This is a genomic window from Streptomyces avidinii, assembly GCF_045161815.1.
GTDB lineage: Bacteria > Actinomycetota > Actinomycetes > Streptomycetales > Streptomycetaceae > Streptomyces > Streptomyces avidinii.
Genome location: NZ_CP108863.1, coordinates 6,053,883 through 6,070,289, shown reverse-complemented (window position 1 = coordinate 6,070,289; position 16,407 = coordinate 6,053,883). Strand labels below are relative to the sequence as shown.

General features: G+C 71.5%; 12 protein-coding genes. 9 read left to right on the top strand and 3 right to left on the bottom strand.

Features of this window, described 5'->3' with window-relative positions; all coding sequences use genetic code 11:
* Positions 1-87: 87 nt before the first annotated feature.
* The 6 genes from OG373_RS27330 (at position 88) to OG373_RS27305 (ending at position 4,385) form a co-directional block, all read left to right on the top strand.
* Positions 88-567 (top strand): ATP-binding protein, encoded by a 480-nt coding sequence (locus tag OG373_RS27330; RefSeq protein ID WP_405440936.1) that lies wholly within the window; start codon positions 88-90, stop codon positions 565-567.
* A 206-nt stretch (positions 568-773) separates the two neighbouring features.
* Entirely contained in the window at positions 774-1,646 is an 873-nt protein-coding gene (locus tag OG373_RS27325; protein ID WP_405440935.1) for a helix-turn-helix domain-containing protein, read from the top strand.
* A gap of 239 nt (positions 1,647-1,885) precedes the next feature.
* Positions 1,886-2,413: a CAP domain-containing protein gene (locus tag OG373_RS27320; protein ID WP_405440933.1), complete on the top strand. Its 528-nt coding sequence runs from the start codon at positions 1,886-1,888 to the stop codon at positions 2,411-2,413.
* A gap of 107 nt (positions 2,414-2,520) precedes the next feature.
* Entirely contained in the window at positions 2,521-2,793 is a 273-nt protein-coding gene (locus OG373_RS27315; RefSeq protein WP_397728403.1) for a hypothetical protein, read from the top strand.
* Between the two features lie 41 nt (positions 2,794-2,834).
* A complete protein-coding gene (locus tag OG373_RS27310) occupies positions 2,835-3,110 on the top strand; it encodes a hypothetical protein (protein WP_397728405.1) in 276 nt (91 codons plus the stop codon).
* 504 nt (positions 3,111-3,614) lie between these two features.
* On the top strand, positions 3,615-4,385 hold the full coding sequence (locus OG373_RS27305) for a CAP domain-containing protein (RefSeq protein WP_405440932.1): 771 nt from the start codon (positions 3,615-3,617) through the stop codon (positions 4,383-4,385).
* 49 nt (positions 4,386-4,434) lie between these two features.
* Here the strand turns inward: OG373_RS27305 and OG373_RS27300 are convergent, their stop codons facing one another.
* Positions 4,435-7,422, bottom strand: coding sequence for a bifunctional [glutamine synthetase] adenylyltransferase/[glutamine synthetase]-adenylyl-L-tyrosine phosphorylase (locus OG373_RS27300; protein ID WP_405440931.1), 2,988 nt, complete (start codon positions 7,420-7,422; stop codon positions 4,435-4,437).
* 228 nt (positions 7,423-7,650) lie between these two features.
* Between OG373_RS27300 and OG373_RS27295 the strand changes: the two genes are divergently transcribed.
* Together OG373_RS27295 and OG373_RS27290 are read left to right on the top strand one after the other, a co-directional pair.
* Positions 7,651-10,560 (top strand): PIG-L family deacetylase, encoded by a 2,910-nt coding sequence (locus tag OG373_RS27295; protein WP_405440930.1) that lies wholly within the window; start codon positions 7,651-7,653, stop codon positions 10,558-10,560.
* 178 nt (positions 10,561-10,738) lie between these two features.
* Positions 10,739-12,811, top strand: a complete 2,073-nt coding sequence (locus OG373_RS27290; protein ID WP_405440929.1) for a PIG-L family deacetylase — start codon at positions 10,739-10,741, stop codon at positions 12,809-12,811.
* 95 nt (positions 12,812-12,906) lie between these two features.
* Here OG373_RS27290 and OG373_RS27285 read toward each other — a convergent pair whose 3' ends face one another.
* Together OG373_RS27285 and OG373_RS27280 are read right to left on the bottom strand one after the other, a co-directional pair.
* Entirely contained in the window at positions 12,907-14,001 is a 1,095-nt protein-coding gene (locus OG373_RS27285; RefSeq protein ID WP_405440928.1) for a DNA cytosine methyltransferase, read from the bottom strand.
* A gap of 111 nt (positions 14,002-14,112) precedes the next feature.
* Complete coding sequence (locus OG373_RS27280; RefSeq protein WP_405440926.1) at positions 14,113-15,123, bottom strand: NaeI family type II restriction endonuclease; 1,011 nt, start codon at positions 15,121-15,123, stop codon at positions 14,113-14,115.
* Positions 15,124-15,520: 397 nt separating this feature from the next.
* Between OG373_RS27280 and OG373_RS27275 the strand changes: the two genes are divergently transcribed.
* On the top strand, positions 15,521-16,294 hold the full coding sequence (locus OG373_RS27275) for an HNH endonuclease (RefSeq protein ID WP_405440925.1): 774 nt from the start codon (positions 15,521-15,523) through the stop codon (positions 16,292-16,294).
* Positions 16,295-16,407: the final 113 nt, after the last annotated feature.

The window sequence follows — 16,407 nt, the reverse complement described above, 5'->3', positions numbered from 1 at the left end:
ACCTCCGTTGGACCGGGAGGACACCACGGGACCACCTTGGACAGCCGTCGTACACAGCGCCCTCAACTCTGTTCAGGTTACGCACGGATGGCCACGCTGAGTCACGTGAATCAGGAAACCTGCCTCGTCGCCACGCTCCCGTCCACCCCGCGCGGAGCACGCGCCGCCCGCGCCCTCACCGTCGCCCAACTCGCGGAGCAACGGCTTCCGTTCGAGGACGCCGCGCAGGTCGTCGCCGAACTCGCCGCGAACGCCGTGACCCACGGGCGGGTGCCGGGACGGAACTTCCGGCTCGCGTTGCGGATCACGGCCGGGCCTACGCTCCGTATCGAGGTGTCCGACACCAGGGGTGAGTTCACGCCGTCCGCAGTACCGGCGGCGGCACCAGGGGCCGAATCGGGGCGGGGGCTCGTACTGGTCACCGCGCTCGCCGCGCGCTGGGGGACCGATCACGGGCCCGCGCCGCTGAAAACCGTATGGGCGGAAATGGATTTGGGGAGTCCGATTTCACCGGATCGAGGTTTCCACGATCCGGTGGATCGACTACCGGTCGCGCACGACGCCTAAGGATTGGATAACCGGGGGGAAAGACCTCTCCATACCTCCCCCTCCCCTCTCACTCGGTCGGGTGAATCACCCCAACCGGGCTGGCGCATATGACAATTCGCCGGGCACTCTGGCTCCCGACAACCCCATAAAACGCGTACGGCCCTCGTACGGGACTGGCATCCCGAGCGAGGGCCTGACCACAGCGGAAGAGAGTCGCTTCCCCCATGGCTGACCAGCAGCTTAGCGCGCCTGCGCGCGCCTCGTCGGGCATCCGGCACATCAACCACGACCACCGTCGCGGATACGTCAAGATCGGCAACCATCTCGCCCAGCACCGCGAGCTGAGCATGACGGCGATCGGGCTGGCCACGCACATCCAGTCCCTTCCCACCGGCTGCAAGGTGACCATCAAGGCCCTGGCCGAACGCTTCCCGGAGGGCGAGGTGCGGATCGCCGCCGCCCTGCGCGAGCTGGAGGTGCACGGCTACCTCGCCCGCTTCCAGGAACGGCTCCCGTCCGGGCGTGTCGTGACCTGCACGGTCTCGTACAACAACCCGCCCGCCAGGTCGGCGGAGGCGGCCCGCGAGCCGCAGTCGTCCCCCGATCCGGAGCCCGACCCGGACCCGGGGCCGGACCCGGAAACCGACAACGCCCCCGAACCGGCACAGGCCCCGGCGGACGTTCCGGCGGACGTTCCCGAGGTCGAGCTCCAGGCACGGCAGTTGCTGGCCCGGCTGCGGCTGCGCGATCCCCGGCTGGTGCTCTCCGAGCGCGACACCGTGCGGCTCGCGCCCGCGGCGGCCGTCTGGCTGGAGCGCGGGCTCGTCCCGGGCGCCGTCACCGCCGCCCTGACGCGCGCGCTGCCGTCGGCCGCCATCCACTCCCCGGCGGCGCTGCTCGCCCACCGACTGCGGGCACAGCTGCCGCCCCGGATCCCGGACCCCCGGGCGGCGGCGCACCCCGTGCCCCCGGACCGCGAGGTCCATCCGCTCCGCTCGTGCGAAGAGTGCGACCGGGCCTTCCGCTCCCCCACCCCGGGCCGCTGCCGCAGCTGCAGCTGCAGCCCACCACCGGCCGCGGCGGCGACAGCCGCTTAGCACCGGCCACCCGACCACCCCGCACACCTTCGCCGATGGCGCACGCCGAGGCGCCCGGTCGTGGTGAGGTGCCACCGGTCGTACGGTGGAAGGAGGCGCGCGCCCCCGCAGCAGCCTGCGGTGGTGCCCGTCCTTCCACAGGCCGCGCAGCACCCCGTGGCCGCCCCAGGGCGGCCGCCCCCGACAGCCGGGGGTGCTGTGGGCGGCTCCCCACGACCCCCGACGAGGGGAAGACTCTGATGCGTACCAAGAACAGCCGGATCCGTCGCGTCTGCGCCGCCGCCTGTACCGTCCCGCTGCTCGTGCTCGGCGGCGCGGTCACCGCGATCGCCGCCCCGGCGGCAGCCACAGCGACGTCGGCCTCCATCACCCGCAGCGTGCAGCAGTCCTCCCCGGGCGAGATCCTCACGCTGGTCAACAACGAACGCAAAACCGCAGGTTGCGATCCCCTGACGGTGGACCCGCGGCTCGCGGCGGCCGCCCAGGCCCACGCCGACGACATGGCGGCGAACAACCTGACCGGGCACGACGGCTCGGACGGTTCCACTTACCTGTCCCGTATGGAGAAGGCCGGCTACTCGCCCGCAGGCCAGTCCTCGGAGAACGTCTCGGGGCCGGGCTACGACTCCTCCAAGGCGCACGTGGACGGCTGGATGGCCAGCGACAAGGGCCACCGGGCCGCCATTTTGAACTGCACGTACAAGCAGACCGGAATCGGCACGAGCGGCCAGTACGCCGTCCAGCTCTTCGCCGTCCAGGCGAGGTAGCCGCACAGCTCATCCAGCACCGAACGGGGGGGAAGCCCTGCCGAGCGGTCCGGTACGGGGGAGGACCGGACCCGGCGGCGACGAATTCGGAGAGCAGGTACGTCCCCATGCACATGTCGACCCGTATCGCCGGTGTCCTCACCGGCCTGGCCCTCGCCCTCGGCGGCGCCGCCTTCGCGGCCCCCGCCGCCCACGCGGACGTCACGGCCTGCATCAACCAGGTCGAGCGCGAGCTGCAGGGCGGTGAGGCCCCGGACTCCGTCCGTATGGCGTGCTACGTCGGCCTGACCGGCGACCACGCGCAGTGCGTGTCCGGCCTGACCGCGGCAGCCGTCACCAACGGGACCGCGGAGAGCGCCTGCAAGGTGGCCCCGCAGTAGGAGTTCCGCGCGCGACGATTCCGAGAGCAGGTGTGTGCCCCATGCGCACGTCGAGCCGTACCGCCGGTGTCCTCGCCGGTCTGTTCCTCTCCCTCGCCGGCACGGCCCTCGCCGTCCCCGCCGCCCACGCGGACATCCCCGCGTGCATCAACATGGCCTCGCAGGCGGGCGCCGAGGTCACGGACGCCGTCACGGCGGCCTGTACGCGTGGCGTGAGCGGCGATCTCCAGGGCTGTGTGAGCGGCCTGACCGCGGCCGGAGTGCCGGGTGGCGCCGCGAACGGTGCCTGCCGGGCCGCGGCCTACGAACCTCGGTAGGTCTGCGGCAGCGCCCGCAGCGCCCGTTTCCCTCCGTACGTCGTCGATGCAGAGCCAGGCGACCCGAGGGGAAACGGGCGCTTCGTGCTGTCCCGGCCTCCCGATCTCCCGGCCTCCCGACCGGGAAACAGTGACATGCGTCACGGTGCACACGTCGGCGCCGGGCTTTCTTGATGGAGCGCTAACCCGCCGACATTTCGATATTTGTCCCTTTTGGAATTGACATTCCCCTCTCCGCCGGAAAACGGAATCCGCGGTACCGGCGGACCCGCCACCGACCTGCCAGGTCACAGCCGTTTCTGATCGCCCATCAGACGGTTGCAGGAGTGACCAAATCGTGATGATGCACGATCACGGTCCCGTTTCAAGCCGCATGCCGACCGCCCCAGGCTCGTGATCAGCGGAAACTTGCCAGGCCATTCAGAGGCTTTTAAGAATGGCGGCCTCTTCGGCGCCCTGCGATTCCGGCGCCGGAAGCTTCGCGATCACTGAATGAGGTCAGGCATGCAGAAGCATCGGAAGAAGTCGTCCTACAAGAAAATAGCCATCGGCGTCGGCACGCTCGCCATCGTGGGTGTTCCCACCGCCGCCATGGCCTGCTTCGACACGCAGGACGACGGCAACAGCCGGACGCGGACCGCGAGCCACCAGCAGCAGCGCCCGTGGCAGTACGCTCCCTCGGCCACTCCGAGCACCCTCGCGCCCGTGGATGCCCCGCTCCCGGTCACGTCGCCGAGCAGCAGCCCCGCCGAGGCCTCCCCGAGCAGCCCCGCCGCGCCCTCGCAGCCCGTCGTGGAGACCACGCCGCCCGCGCAGCAGCCGAAGCCGGTGAAGCCGCCGGTCGTCACCCCGAAGCCGCAGGCGCCCCAGCCGTCGAAGCCGGCCGCCCCGCCGGCCTCCGGCGACGTCGCCGCGGTCCTCGCGCTCGTCAACCAGGAGCGCGCCGCCGCCGGATGCTCGGCCGTCTCGCTCAACGCGAAGCTCACGAAGGCCGCGCAGGACCACAGCGCCGACATGGCCTCCCACAGCAACATGTCCCACACCGGCTCCGACGGCTCGGACCCGGGCGCGCGCATCACCCGCGCCGGATACACGTGGCGCACGTACGGCGAGAACGTCGCCTACGGCTACAGCTCCCCCGAGAAGGTCATGGAGGGCTGGATGAACAGCCAGGGCCACCGGGAGAACATCCTGAACTGCGCCTTCAAGGAGATCGGTATCGGCCTGGCGCAGCCCGGCAACTACTGGACGCAGGACTTCGGCACGGCGCGCTGACCCCGCCGGACCCGGCCCCGGGCGGCATCCGGCCGTGCGCCGGGAGCGGTCAGGCGCCGTAGAAGAGTTCCTCCACCACCGCCCGGGCACGGCGGGTGATGCGACGGTAGTCGTCCAGCATCTCCCCGACCGTGCCCTCGGCGTATCCGAGGTAGCGCCCCACGGCCGCCAGTTCCCGGGCCTCGGTCGGGAAGGTGTCCCCGGCGCGGCCACGCACCAGCATCACCGCGTTGCGGACCCGGGTCGCCAGTACCCAGGCCTCGTCCAGGATCTGCGCCTCCTCGGTCGGGATCAGCCCGGCCGAGTGGGCGGCCGCGAGGGCCTCGCGGGTACGCGTGGTGCGCAGGCCCGGTTCGGCCCAGGCGTGCCGCATCTGGATCAGCTGGACGGTCCACTCGACGTCGCTGAGGCCCCCGCGGCCGAGCTTGGTGTGCAGGGTCGGGTCGGCCCCGCGCGGCATCCGCTCCGACTCCATGCGGGCCTTGAGCCGGCGGATCTCCCGTGCGGCGTCCTCGCCGAGCCCCTCCATCGGGTAGCGCAGCGGATCGATCAGCTCGATGAACCGCGCTCCGAGCTCGGCATCGCCCGCCACCGGCTCGGCACGCAGCAGGGCCTGGCTCTCCCAGGTCAGCGACCAGCGCCGGTAGTAGGCGGCGTAGGAGGCCAGCGTGCGCACCAGCGGGCCGGAGCGGCCCTCCGGGCGCAGGTCGGCGTCGATGAGCAGCGGCGGGTCGGTGGTGGGCAGCTGGAGCAGCCTGCGCATTTCGGCGATGACGGTCTGGGCGGCCTTCGCGGCCTCCTGCTCGTCGACACCCTCGCGGGGCTCGTGGACGAACAGCACGTCGGCGTCGGAGCCGTAGCCGAGTTCGTGTCCGCCGAAGCGGCCGACGCCGATGACGGCGAAGCGGGTGGGCAGCGTATCGCCGTAGTGGCTGTGGACGGCGGCGCGCAGGGCCCCGGCGAGGGTGGCGGCGGTCAGGTCGGAGACGGCCCCGCCGACCCGGTCGACGAGGGCTCCGTGGTCCTCCTCGGCCGGATTGTCCTCCGTGCCGTACGAGCCGATGATGTCGCCCGCGGTGGTCCGGAACAGCTCGCGGCGGCGCACGCCGCGGGCGACGGCGACGGCGGCCTCGGGGTTCTCGGCGCGCCCGACGGCGGCGAGGACCTCCTGCTGGAGGGCCTCGTGCGTACGGGGCTGCAGGCCCTCGGGGTCGCCCAGCAGGGCCACGGCCTCGGGGGCGCGCATCAGCAGGTCGGGAGCGAGGCGCCCGGCGGACAGGACGCGGGCGAGGTTCTCGGCGGCGGCGCCCTCGTCGCGCAGCAGGCGCAGGTACCAGGGGGTCTTGCCGAGCGCGTCGGAGACCTTGCGGAAGTTCAGCAGGCCGGCGTCCGGGTCTGCGGAGTCGGCGAACCAGCCGAGCATCACCGGCAGGAGGGTGCGCTGGATGGCGGCCTTGCGGGTGACGCCGGAGGCGAGGGCCTCGAGGTGGCGCAGGGCCGAGGCCGGGTCGGCGTAGCCGAGGGCTTCGAGGCGCTGGCCGGCGGCGCGCGGCGAGAGCCGGGTCTCGCCCGGGGTGAGCTGGGCGACGGCGTCGAGCAGCGGCCGGTAGAAGAGCTTCTCGTGCAGCCGCCGGACCACGGAGGCGTGCCGGCGCCAGGCCTTGTTGAGCTCGGCGACCGGTTCGGTGCGCAGGCCCATGGAGCGGCCGAGGCGCCGCAGGTCGCTCTCGTCCTCGGGGACGAGGTGGGTGCGGCGCAGCCGGTAGAGCTGGATGCGGTGCTCCATGGCGCGCAGGAAGCGGTACGCGTCGTGCAGTTGGGCGGCGTCGGCGCGGCCGACGTAGCCGCCGGCGGCGAGGGCGTGCAGGGCGTCGAGGGTGGTGCCGGAGTGCAGGGTGGCGTCGCTGCGGCCGTGCACGAGCTGGAGCAGCTGGACGGCGAACTCGACGTCGCGCAGGCCGCCCGGACCCAGTTTCAGCTCGCGGTCGACCTGGGCGGCGGGGATGTTGTCGACGACGCGGCGGCGCATCTTCTGGACGTCGGGAACGAAGTTCTCGCGTTCGGCGGCCTGCCAGACCAGCGGGCTTATGGCGGCGATGTACTCGGCGCCCAGGGCCTCGTCGCCGGCCACGGCGCGGGCCTTGAGGAGGGCCTGGAACTCCCAGGTCTTGGCCCAGCGCTGGTAGTAGGCCAGGTGGGAGGCGAGGGTGCGGACGAGGGGCCCGTTGCGGCCCTCGGGGCGGAGGTTGGCGTCGACGGGCCAGATCGTGCCCTCGACGGTGGTCTCCGAGCAGATCCGCATGAGGTGGGAGGCGAGGCGGGTGGCGGCCTGGAGGGCCTTGCCCTCGTCGGCGCCGGGGGCCGAATCGCCGACGAAGATGACGTCGACGTCGGAGACGTAGTTCAGCTCGTTGCCGCCGCACTTGCCCATCGCGATGACGGCGAGGCGGCAGAGGGCCGCGTCGTCGGGGGCGGCGGCGGAGGCGATCCGCAGGGCGGCGCGGAGGGTGGCGGTGGCCAGATCGGCGAGCTCGGCGGCGGTCTGGGCGACGTCGATGGTGCCGCAGACGTCGCGGGCGGCGATGGAGAGCAGGCAGCGGCGGTAGGCGACGCGCAGGCCGACGGGCTCGTGCGCGTCGGCGAGCCCGCGCTCGAACTCGGCGAGTCCGGGGTGCAGGTCGGCGGCCTCGTAGGTGACGAGGCCGAGCCAGTCGCGGGGGTGGCGGGCGAGGTGGTCGCCGAGGGCCTCGGAGGCGCCGAGGACGCCGAGCAGCCGGTCCCGCAGCGGCTTGGCGCTGACGAGGGTGTCGAGGAACCCGGGCAGCTCGCCGTCCGGCTGGGCCTCGGCGAGCCGGACGAGTCCGAGGAGGGCGAGGTCGGGGTCGGCGGTCGCGCCGAGGGCGTCGAGCAGTACGGGATCGGTGCGTACGGCCGCCAGCGCGTCGCAGTCCAGCAGCCGTGCGGCCGCGGAGGGGTCGGTGAAGCCGCTGCGGAGCAGCCGGATGAAAGTGCTGCTCCTGCGTCCCGGGACCGTCATCCCGCCGCCTCCCGCGGTTGTCGCTGCCACTGCCCTGGCGTGCTCTCCTCCTGAGCCTAGGCCCTGGAACCTGTCGGCGGAGTCCCGGCCCGGCTGCGGCACTGCTCAGGGCGTGTCCTGAGCAGGTGTTCGACTCAAGGCACGTACGATGCCGAGAGTTATCGGATTATCAGAATATTTATCGTGTGATGGGGGCAGCTCCTCGCCGATCGGCCCGGGGGGAGCCACATGTCCGACTCCTGGCAGAGCCCTGGGGCCGGTGCGGATGCGGGTGCGGGAGCCGGTGCGGGTGCGGGTGCGGGTGCGGGTGCCTGGGACCAGCAGGGTCCGCCGGCGGAGGCCGCGTGGGGGCAGACGCATCCCGGGCACCACGGGCACCCGGGGTACGAGGAGAACCAGGTCTACCGGGCGTACGAGGGACACCCGGCGCAACAGGCGTCCCAGGACTACCCGCAGCAGCACGCGTATCCGTACCGGCAGGTCGACCAGGCCCAGCAACCTCAGCAGACCTACCCGCCCCGCGAGGCCCATCACCTTCAGCAGCCCTACCAGGCGCAGCAGGCGCAACCGGCCCGCCAGGCGCCGCAGTACCACCAGGCACAGCAGGCGCAACCTCCTCACCCGGGCCGGCAGACCTACCCGGCGGAACTGCCTCAGCAGGCGACCGCGCCCCGCGGGGCCCATCGCCCTCAACAGGCCCACCAGGCCCAACTGGCGTACCAGAGCCGGCAGTCCTACCAGGCGGAGCAGGCCCGCAGGGCGCAGCAGACCCAGCTGGCGCCGCCGCAGGCCGACCCGCAGCCGCAGCCGCCGCAGGCCGACCCGGCCGGACTCGCCGACCGCGCCGCGCAGGCCGACCGCGCCGCGCGCGAGGCGGGCGTACCCGACGAGGCCGGTGAGGCCGGTGAGACCGACGAGGCCCGCGAGGCCCGAGCCGCCGAGAGCCGGCGCGGGCGCCGCCGCGCCTCCGCACCCGAGCCGGAGGCCCCGGCCGAGGGTGGGCGGGGGGCCGCGCGGCGGACCCTCCGTACCGTGACGCGCCGCGAGGCACACCGGCACCGCCGGGCCGGCTTCGTCAAGGTCGTCGCCTTCTGCGCGGCCACCGCCGCCGGAAGCATGCTCCTGCTCCGGGGCAACGAGGCCCTCCACCGCCTCGGCTCCCCCACCGTCCCCGACAGCGCGGCCGGCGCCCCCGCCGCCGTCGTCGACGCGCCCGACCCCGGCCGGGTGCTCCAGTTCGTCGCCCACCCCGATGACGACCTCTACTTCATGAACCCGGACCTGCGGTATTCCATATCCGCCGGCCACCCCGTCACCTCCGTCTACCTGACCGCGGGCGAGGCCGACGGCATCAACGCCGGCGCCGGCAAGGCGGCCACCACCCGCCCGAACAAGCCCGCCTACGCCGAGGCCCGCCAGAACGGCATCCGCGCCGCCTACGCCCTGATGGCCACCGGCGACCGCAGCAGCCCCTGGCAACGCACCGTCGTCCCGACCAAGGGCGGCGGCCACGCCGAGGTCGACGTCCTCGTCGCCAAACCCCTGGTCAATCTCGTCTGGCTGCAACTGCGCGAGGCCGGCACCGTCTACGACGACGCCCCGGACAGCCTGCACGGCCTGTGGGACGGCAGGGTTCCCCGCCTGGAGTCGATGCTCGCCTCCGGTACCCCGGTCAAGCAGCGCTTCTCGTACACGAAGGACCAGGTCGTCCAGACCCTCGTCGGCATCCTGGAGCAGTACCGGCCGACGACCGTCCGCTCGCAGGACCCGACCCCGGGCCGGTTCCCCGACACCAAGCGGTACACCGACCACCAGGACCACTTCTACGGCGCCCGGTTCGTGCAACTGGCCACCGCCGCCTACGCCAAGGACGTCAAGGACCGCCCGCACTTCGCGGTGCAGAACTACGTCGGCTACGTCAACGGCTCCCTCCCCAGCGCGCTGGACCCGGCCGAGGCCAAGGAGAAGCTGGACATCCTGGGCACCTACGCCTGGCTCGACAAGCAGAACCACTGCAAGAGCGACGCCGGCTGCGGCGACCTCAAGGTCTCCGACCAGCCCGGCGGCAACCGCTGGTCGGACTCCATCAACTACGCCCGCGGCACCGGCACCACCTGGCTGACCTCCGACAAGGACCACGGGCTGTGGGCCTTCAAGGTGCTCGACGGGCAGGTGGCGCTCTGGCACCGGCCCGGTCTCGTCGGCCGCTGGAAGGGCCCGGACCTGCTCCCCGGCACGGGGATGGACCCAGGCGTGAGCACCGTGACCCTGCCGGACGGCCGCACGGCCGCCTTCGGCACCCGCACCTCCATCGGCACCAGGCCCGCCGACTACCGGCGCGAGGTCGTCTACGTGGTCCAGAAGCGCCCGGGGGCCGAGGAGTTCACGGAGTGGCAGTCGCTCGGCACCCCCGAGACGGCGGACGAGAGCTGGACCTCCGACATCAGCGCGCCGGCCGTCTCGGTCGACGGCACCGGGCAGTTGGCGGCGTACGTCCGCGACGGTGCGGGCACCCTGCGCGGCCGGGTGCAGCACGCGGACGGCACCTGGGGCCCGTGGGAGAAGTACGGCGGCTCCGACCTGCACGGCAGCCCGGTCACGGCGACCGACGGCACCGGGCGGCGCATGGTGTTCGCCGCCACCTCCAAGTCGGTGGTGGGCTGGGGTCAGCCGAAGCCGGGCGCCCCGCTGGGCCCGGTCACGCCCACCGGGCTGCCGGACACCACGCTCCCGCTGACCGCGCAGGGCCGCGAGGGCGGGGTGCGGCTGTGGTTCCGCAAACCCGGCTCGGGCAATGTCCGTACCGCCCTGGTCACGGGCGAGGGCGGGCTGAAGGTGAGCCAGATGACCGACCTCGGGGGCCTCCAGGGCTTCGGCGCGGTCACGGCGAGCGGGCACGTACTGGCGGGCCGCACGGCGGGCGGGCAGCTGGGCTCGGAGGCCGGGTCGGGGCGGCCGTGGGAGCGGTCCCCGCTGATGTTCGTCGGGGCGCCCTCCTCTACCATGACCGGCCGGAGCATGGTCAGCCTGGCGGTGGTGGGGCTGGACGCGCGGCTGTACGTCACCTCGTCGCCGGACGCGCCGGACGCGCACCTGGCGCCGTGGCAGCCGGTGGGGCCGCGCAACACGGCTCCGTAGGGCGGCCGGTGGATCCGCCGGTGGCAGGCGGCGACGGTCGGACGACCCACCTCCGTTTGTCTTCCTTCGCCAAAAAGCGGAGTTGTCGGCGGAACGGGTGAACCAAGTACGCCGATTTTGCCTCTCTCTGACTGCTCAGCGCTTTTCTCCCGCCCGGAACGAACCAAGGCGTGACCCGATGCCGTTGCCCGTGACCCGTCGCCGCTTCGCGGCTCTGCTCACCGTGCTGACAGCCGGCGCCACCGGTGTGCTCTCCGTGGCCACCGGCCAGCAGACCGCCGCCGAAGGCACTCAGGAGAAGAACCCGGCCGCGGTCCTCCCCGCGAGCGTCACCGCCGGGTCGGTCGTCCAGATCGTCGCCCACCCCGACGACGACCTGTTCTTCATGAACCCGGACCTCAGCCGTTCCCTGCTGTCCGGCACCCAGGTCACCACCGCGTACCTCACCTCCGGCGAGTCCGACGGCCGCAACGAGGCCCACGGGGCCGGCGCCAACGACCCCGAGCAGCCCGCCGACCACGCCCACTACGCGGAGGCGCGGCAGAACGGCATCCGGTCCGCGTACGCCCAGATGGCCACCGGGGACCGCACCAGCCCGTGGAAGCGTACGGTCATCGCCACCGCCGTGGGCGGCCGGGCCGAGCTCGACGTCCTCATAGCGAAGCCGCAGGTCAACCTGGTGTGGTTGATGCTGCGGGAGGCCCGCAGCACCGGCGGGGACACCCCCGAGAGCCTGCGCGGCCTGTGGAACGGCCGGATACCCGCGCTGGAGGCCCAGCTCACCTCCGGCACACCGGTCAAGCAGCCGTTCACGTACACGAAGGACCAGCTCGTCCAGGCGATAGCCGGGGTCCTGGAGCGCTACCGGCCGACGACGATACGGATGCAGGACCCGACGCCGAACCGGTACGGCGAGAACGGCACCGGCCGTTACACCGACCACCAGGACCACATGTACGGCGCCCGCTTCGTGCAGGCCGCCACCGCCGCCTACGCCGACCGGGTCCGCAACCGCCCGCACTTCTCGGTCCAGAGCTACCTCGGCTACCACAACAGCACCCTCCCGCACTCGCTGGACCCGCAGACCGCCGAGACGAAGACCGGCTTCCTGCGGACCTACGCCTGGCAGGACCGCCAGGACTACTGCGGCAGCCCGTCGGGATGCGGCGACCGCAAGGTCGCGGGGAACCCGACCGGGCGCAACTGGGCCCAGTCGCTGCGCTACTCCCGCGCCGACAACACCTCCTGGATGACCGAGGGAACGCCCGGCCGCCTGTGGGCCTTCGCCACGCTGGACGGCCGGAGCGCGTACTGGACGCGCAGCCCCGGCGGCGACTGGGAGGGCCCGGCCCTCCTCCCGGGCACGGGCATCGACCCGGGGGCCACGGCGGCCCGCTTCCCCGACGGCCGCGTCGGTGTCCTCGCCACCCGCACCACCCTCGGCTCCGCGCCCGCGGAGTACCGGCGCGAGGTCGTGTACGCCGTCCAGTCCGCGCCCGACGGCCCGTTCGGCCCGTGGCAGTCGCTCGGCACCCCGGAGCGCAGCGACGACGAGGGCACCTCGGCGATCAGCGCCCCCGCGGCGGCCGTGGACGCGGCGGGCCGCCTCACCGTCTACCTCCGCGACTCGCGCCGGACCCTGCGCGCGAGCACCCAGCGGCCGGACGGCAGCTTCTCCGTGTGGGACCGCCTCGGCGGCGAGGACCTGCAGAGCGATCCGGTGACGGCGGTCGACGCGGCCGGCCGGCGCCACGTGTACGCCACGACGACCGGGTCCGTCCTGGCGTGGACCCAGCGCACCCCGGACGCCCCGCTGCTCGGCCCGGCCCCGACGGGCCTGCCCGCCACCACGGTCCCCCTGTCGGCCTCCCCGGACGGCGCGGGCGTCCGCCTCTTCTTCCGCCGCCCCGACTCCGGGGTCGTTCGCACGGCCCTGGTCACGGCGGCCCCGACGGCCCGGCCCCAGGTCTCCAGCGTCACGGAGGCGGGCGGCCGCGCGGGCTACGGCGCGGTCGGCGCGGCGGGCCGCCTGATGGTGGGCCGCGCGGACAGCGGCACGATCAGCACCACGGGCCTCGGCGGCCCCCCGGCCTGGGCGGAATCCCGCATGCACTTCGCGGGCGCCCCGTCGGCCGTCCTCGAACCCTCGGGCACCACGACGACGGCCGTCCTGGGCCTGGACGCCGAACTCCACACCACAACCACCCCCAAACCCCCCACCCACCCCACCTGGCACCGCGCGGTCCACTGACGGTGCAGGGGTACCAGGACGGGCCGGCTGCGGAATCCGTGGGGAGTATCAGCGCCGGGCGGTCTCGCTCTGTACCCAGGCCTTGCCGCGGAGCGTCAGACGTACTCGGGGACGGTCCCGGACGGAACGGGGATGGCCTCGGGCTCCGGTTCAGCCACCGTCCAGGTCCTGAGCGAGTCCAGCACCTCGTCCGACGGCGGGTTCCACCCGAACGCCGCGGAGAGAACGTGGATGGCCAAGCGGGGAGGCACGGCATTACCGATCTGCTGCCCGACATCGCGCCCCGACCACGGGTAATCCGTCGGGAAGGTCTGCAGGCGGCCGGCCTCGGAGAAAGAGAAGCGATCCAGCTCTTCGCCGTCCAGCCCCACGACACGGTTGCGTGAAATCTTGCCCGTGACAGTGGCAGAGGGCTCCCAGGAGCCTCGACGGCCTCGAGCCTTGGGATCGCCACCTGTTCCGTAATTGGAGATCACGAGAAACGGCGATTCACGGTCGAGCACCTCGCCCATGGTGGACCACGGCTTCAGACTGCCGTCCCCGGAATCTCGTGCAACACCCTTACGGTATGTGCGGTGAGTGGGGGAAGGAAGCTGGACGGCCTCACCCCCCATGCGAGCGATCAGCACAGCCCTCTTACGTGTCTGCGGGACACCGAACGCCTCTGTACGCAAAAGCCCACAATCAACGGCGTAGCCCTCGGATTGCAAGGCTTTGGCATACGCCTCCCATACCGGCAGCACCGCAGGGACCTGCTCCAGGACAATCGCCCGATAGGGCTTGTCACGCTCATCAATCGCTTCGAGCGCCCAGCGGAGGGGCTCCAGCACCAAGCCGGTCCGTTCGTCCTCCAGCTTGGAGAGATCCTTCGAGATCTCTTCCCGGTCTTCCCTGGCAACCATTCGATCGACGAACGCCAACACGTCGTCCAGCGCCCGTCGCCCGGCTCCGGTCCCGGCGACGGTGAACGTCTGACAGGGGGGGCCGCCCGCAAGGACATCCGCGTCCGGGAAGTCGGACGGCCCGAAGCGACGCACGTCACCTTCCCAGGTCGCGAGGCCGGCAGCGCGACGCGTGGTGCACGCAGCCGAATCCCACTCCACACCCGCCGTGGCAATGCCAAGCTTCTCAGCGGCTACGTCCAGCCCGCCGGGGCCGGCAAACAGGTCCACGATCTGGACGGGGTGCACTCGATCTCCAGGGGTCGTTGCAGGGACTGGGGGCTTCTCCGCGTCTATCGGCCAAGCCCAACAGCGCCCCCAAGGGTATCGCGGCCCACTGACACCCTCACCGGGCGGCGCTCAGGAGGACTCTGCCCGCTTGGTCGGGATGTCGGGCGCCTGCACACAGACGTCGCCCTCACGCCAAAGCCCGTAGCGATGACCGCCGATGACCACCGCTGCGCGGACATCGGCATCATCGACGGGTGCCAGCCTGGCCGACACCCAAGATCCCTTGTCCGGCACGGGCAAGCCCAGATCAGCGGCAATCCGGGGATGCGGCTGCAAGTGCCCCAACACCACGAAACCCTTGGGCCTGAGGTGCTTACGTGCGTCCCGGGCCCGCTTGGGACCGTCGTCCTGCCGAGCCACAGTCACCACCGTCGTGCGGTCCACGAGCTCTCCGGGAACACTCTCAAAGAGAGAGTTGACTCGACGCTGGCCACCGTTTCCGGATCCCCGATGCCCAACGGAAACACCGAAGATCTCTGCAAGCATCTCGGGAGCCCGCTTCTCCAGATCGAGCAGAAAATTCCGGGGAAGAGTCCCGTTCTGCACGATCCAGCGGATTCTCTTCTTCTGCGGAGCCGCTACAGTTCTTTTGCCATCCCCATTCTTGCCCAGATTGAGGAGCTCCTGCGTAATGCGAACCAGACCCACTTCGAAACGCCTCGTACGGTCGTCCGCATGCATCACGAGGCAGAGGTGCCCCATGGCCTCTTTCGGGATTGTCCAAGTATCCCGCATGGTCCATTTGGCATCCACATCGATTCCGGATATGGAATAGTCCATCGACTTTCCATACCCGAGATCGAACTCTTCTCTGGCGACGATCTCCACTTTGGTTCCGAGGTACGTCTTCTCGGTCTTCTCAACCCGCCCCTTGCCCGCCTTGTAGAGGTCGTACCGACCCGTCCGCTGGCCGTCCAGGACTTCGTCGATGGACTTCCGGAAGATCGCCCCGAATCGCTGTTCGTAGTCCTTCTGACCGATGAACCACGCGTGGACCCGGTCAAGCTCCACGTCTCGCTGTTCGTACACCTCGACCTGACGTTGAGTCGGCAGATCCAACATCAGCGGCTCCTGGGTCACGGCCCACCCCTCCGTTCCACCGAACCTCCCCGGCCAGGGACTCAGCCTCGGCCAAGAAGATCATCCTGGCCGAAGCCTAGACCGACATGGCCGCTCGGAGCCAGGACCTCACGACTCCCCCAAGGAGTGCAATCGGCCCGCAGTCGGGGTCCGCTGTAGCTGGCCGCGGGCCCGACCAGGCTGCCCGCACGATCATGAGGCACCAGGGGGTGGGAACGGTGGCAGCAAAGGCGGACAAGGATCCCGGAGCGGCTCTGTCCAGTGTGAAGGTAGCCGCTGGACAGTACTTGGACGCGATCAAGGAGTCTCCCGGGGAGTCACTCGACAAGATTCATGGCTGGAGTCCGCGGCCAGGATCGGCCTTCTGTCGGCTGAGCTGAGAGAGGCCCTCTCCCAAGTGAACAAGGCCTTCGGCATCACGTCCGGTCAGAAAGCCATGTTGCTGTACTTGCGGAACCACGTGGGCAAGCCCGTACCCGCCGGCGCCCTTGCCGGCGTGGCAGGTATAGAAGACTGGCAGAGGCGACTCCGAGAGCTTCGGGTCGACTTCGGCTGGCCGATCGAGTCGGGAGCGAACCGGGACGGTATGCCTCACGACCACTACAGGCTCGTCGCGGAAGAGCCCGACACCGACCTGGCAGAACGTTGGCGAGCAGCCAAGGCCGCGAAGAAGCTGGTGAAGTCGGGGAGTAAGGCCGCATCGGGGAAGGCTCGACTCCTCCACTACCTCACGGAGATCTCCCCGCGTGCCGCGGACAAGGAGCAATTGGCTCACACAGCGGGGATACAGGACTGGCCGCGACGGATGCGCGAACTTGAAGAGGAGGGATGGGAGATCGTCTCGAACGTCGACGACCGCGCCCTGCCGCCGGGCTCGTACCGGCTTGCCGGCCTGGAGAAGCGACCGCCCCGCGTCCGGCGGGCCATCAAGCTCCGGTACGAGATTCTGGACCGGGACAAGAAGACGTGCCAGGACTGCCGGCGCACCGGCCAAGGCGTCGAGCTTCAGGTTCACCACATCCTGCCTGTGCACCGGGGTGGCGACAACGACCGGGACAACCTCGTAACGCTCTGCTCGGCATGTCACAGCGGGCGCCACGCGACGATGGGAGGCCCGACGCATGACGAGCTTCTCAATCCGGGCCCGGAGCCGGATCTCCTGGAGCAGTAGGAATCAGTGGCCGAGGGGGCACCAGCACAGGCCTCGGCACCCCAGGCCCGGGGGGGCAGCGGCGGACGGCCCAGGGCGAATGAGACGGCATCGGGCCGGTGGTCGTCGACCAC

Coding starts and splice junctions, on each gene's coding strand:
- OG373_RS27330 (WP_405440936.1), top strand. CDS start 88: ATGGCCACGCTGAGTCACGTGAATCAGGAAACCTGCCTCGTCGCCACG.
- OG373_RS27325 (WP_405440935.1), top strand. CDS start 774: ATGGCTGACCAGCAGCTTAGCGCGCCTGCGCGCGCCTCGTCGGGCATC.
- OG373_RS27320 (WP_405440933.1), top strand. CDS start 1,886: ATGCGTACCAAGAACAGCCGGATCCGTCGCGTCTGCGCCGCCGCCTGT.
- OG373_RS27315 (WP_397728403.1), top strand. CDS start 2,521: ATGCACATGTCGACCCGTATCGCCGGTGTCCTCACCGGCCTGGCCCTC.
- OG373_RS27310 (WP_397728405.1), top strand. CDS start 2,835: ATGCGCACGTCGAGCCGTACCGCCGGTGTCCTCGCCGGTCTGTTCCTC.
- OG373_RS27305 (WP_405440932.1), top strand. CDS start 3,615: ATGCAGAAGCATCGGAAGAAGTCGTCCTACAAGAAAATAGCCATCGGC.
- OG373_RS27300 (WP_405440931.1), bottom strand. CDS start 7,422: ATGACGGTCCCGGGACGCAGGAGCAGCACTTTCATCCGGCTGCTCCGC.
- OG373_RS27295 (WP_405440930.1), top strand. CDS start 7,651: ATGTCCGACTCCTGGCAGAGCCCTGGGGCCGGTGCGGATGCGGGTGCG.
- OG373_RS27290 (WP_405440929.1), top strand. CDS start 10,739: ATGCCGTTGCCCGTGACCCGTCGCCGCTTCGCGGCTCTGCTCACCGTG.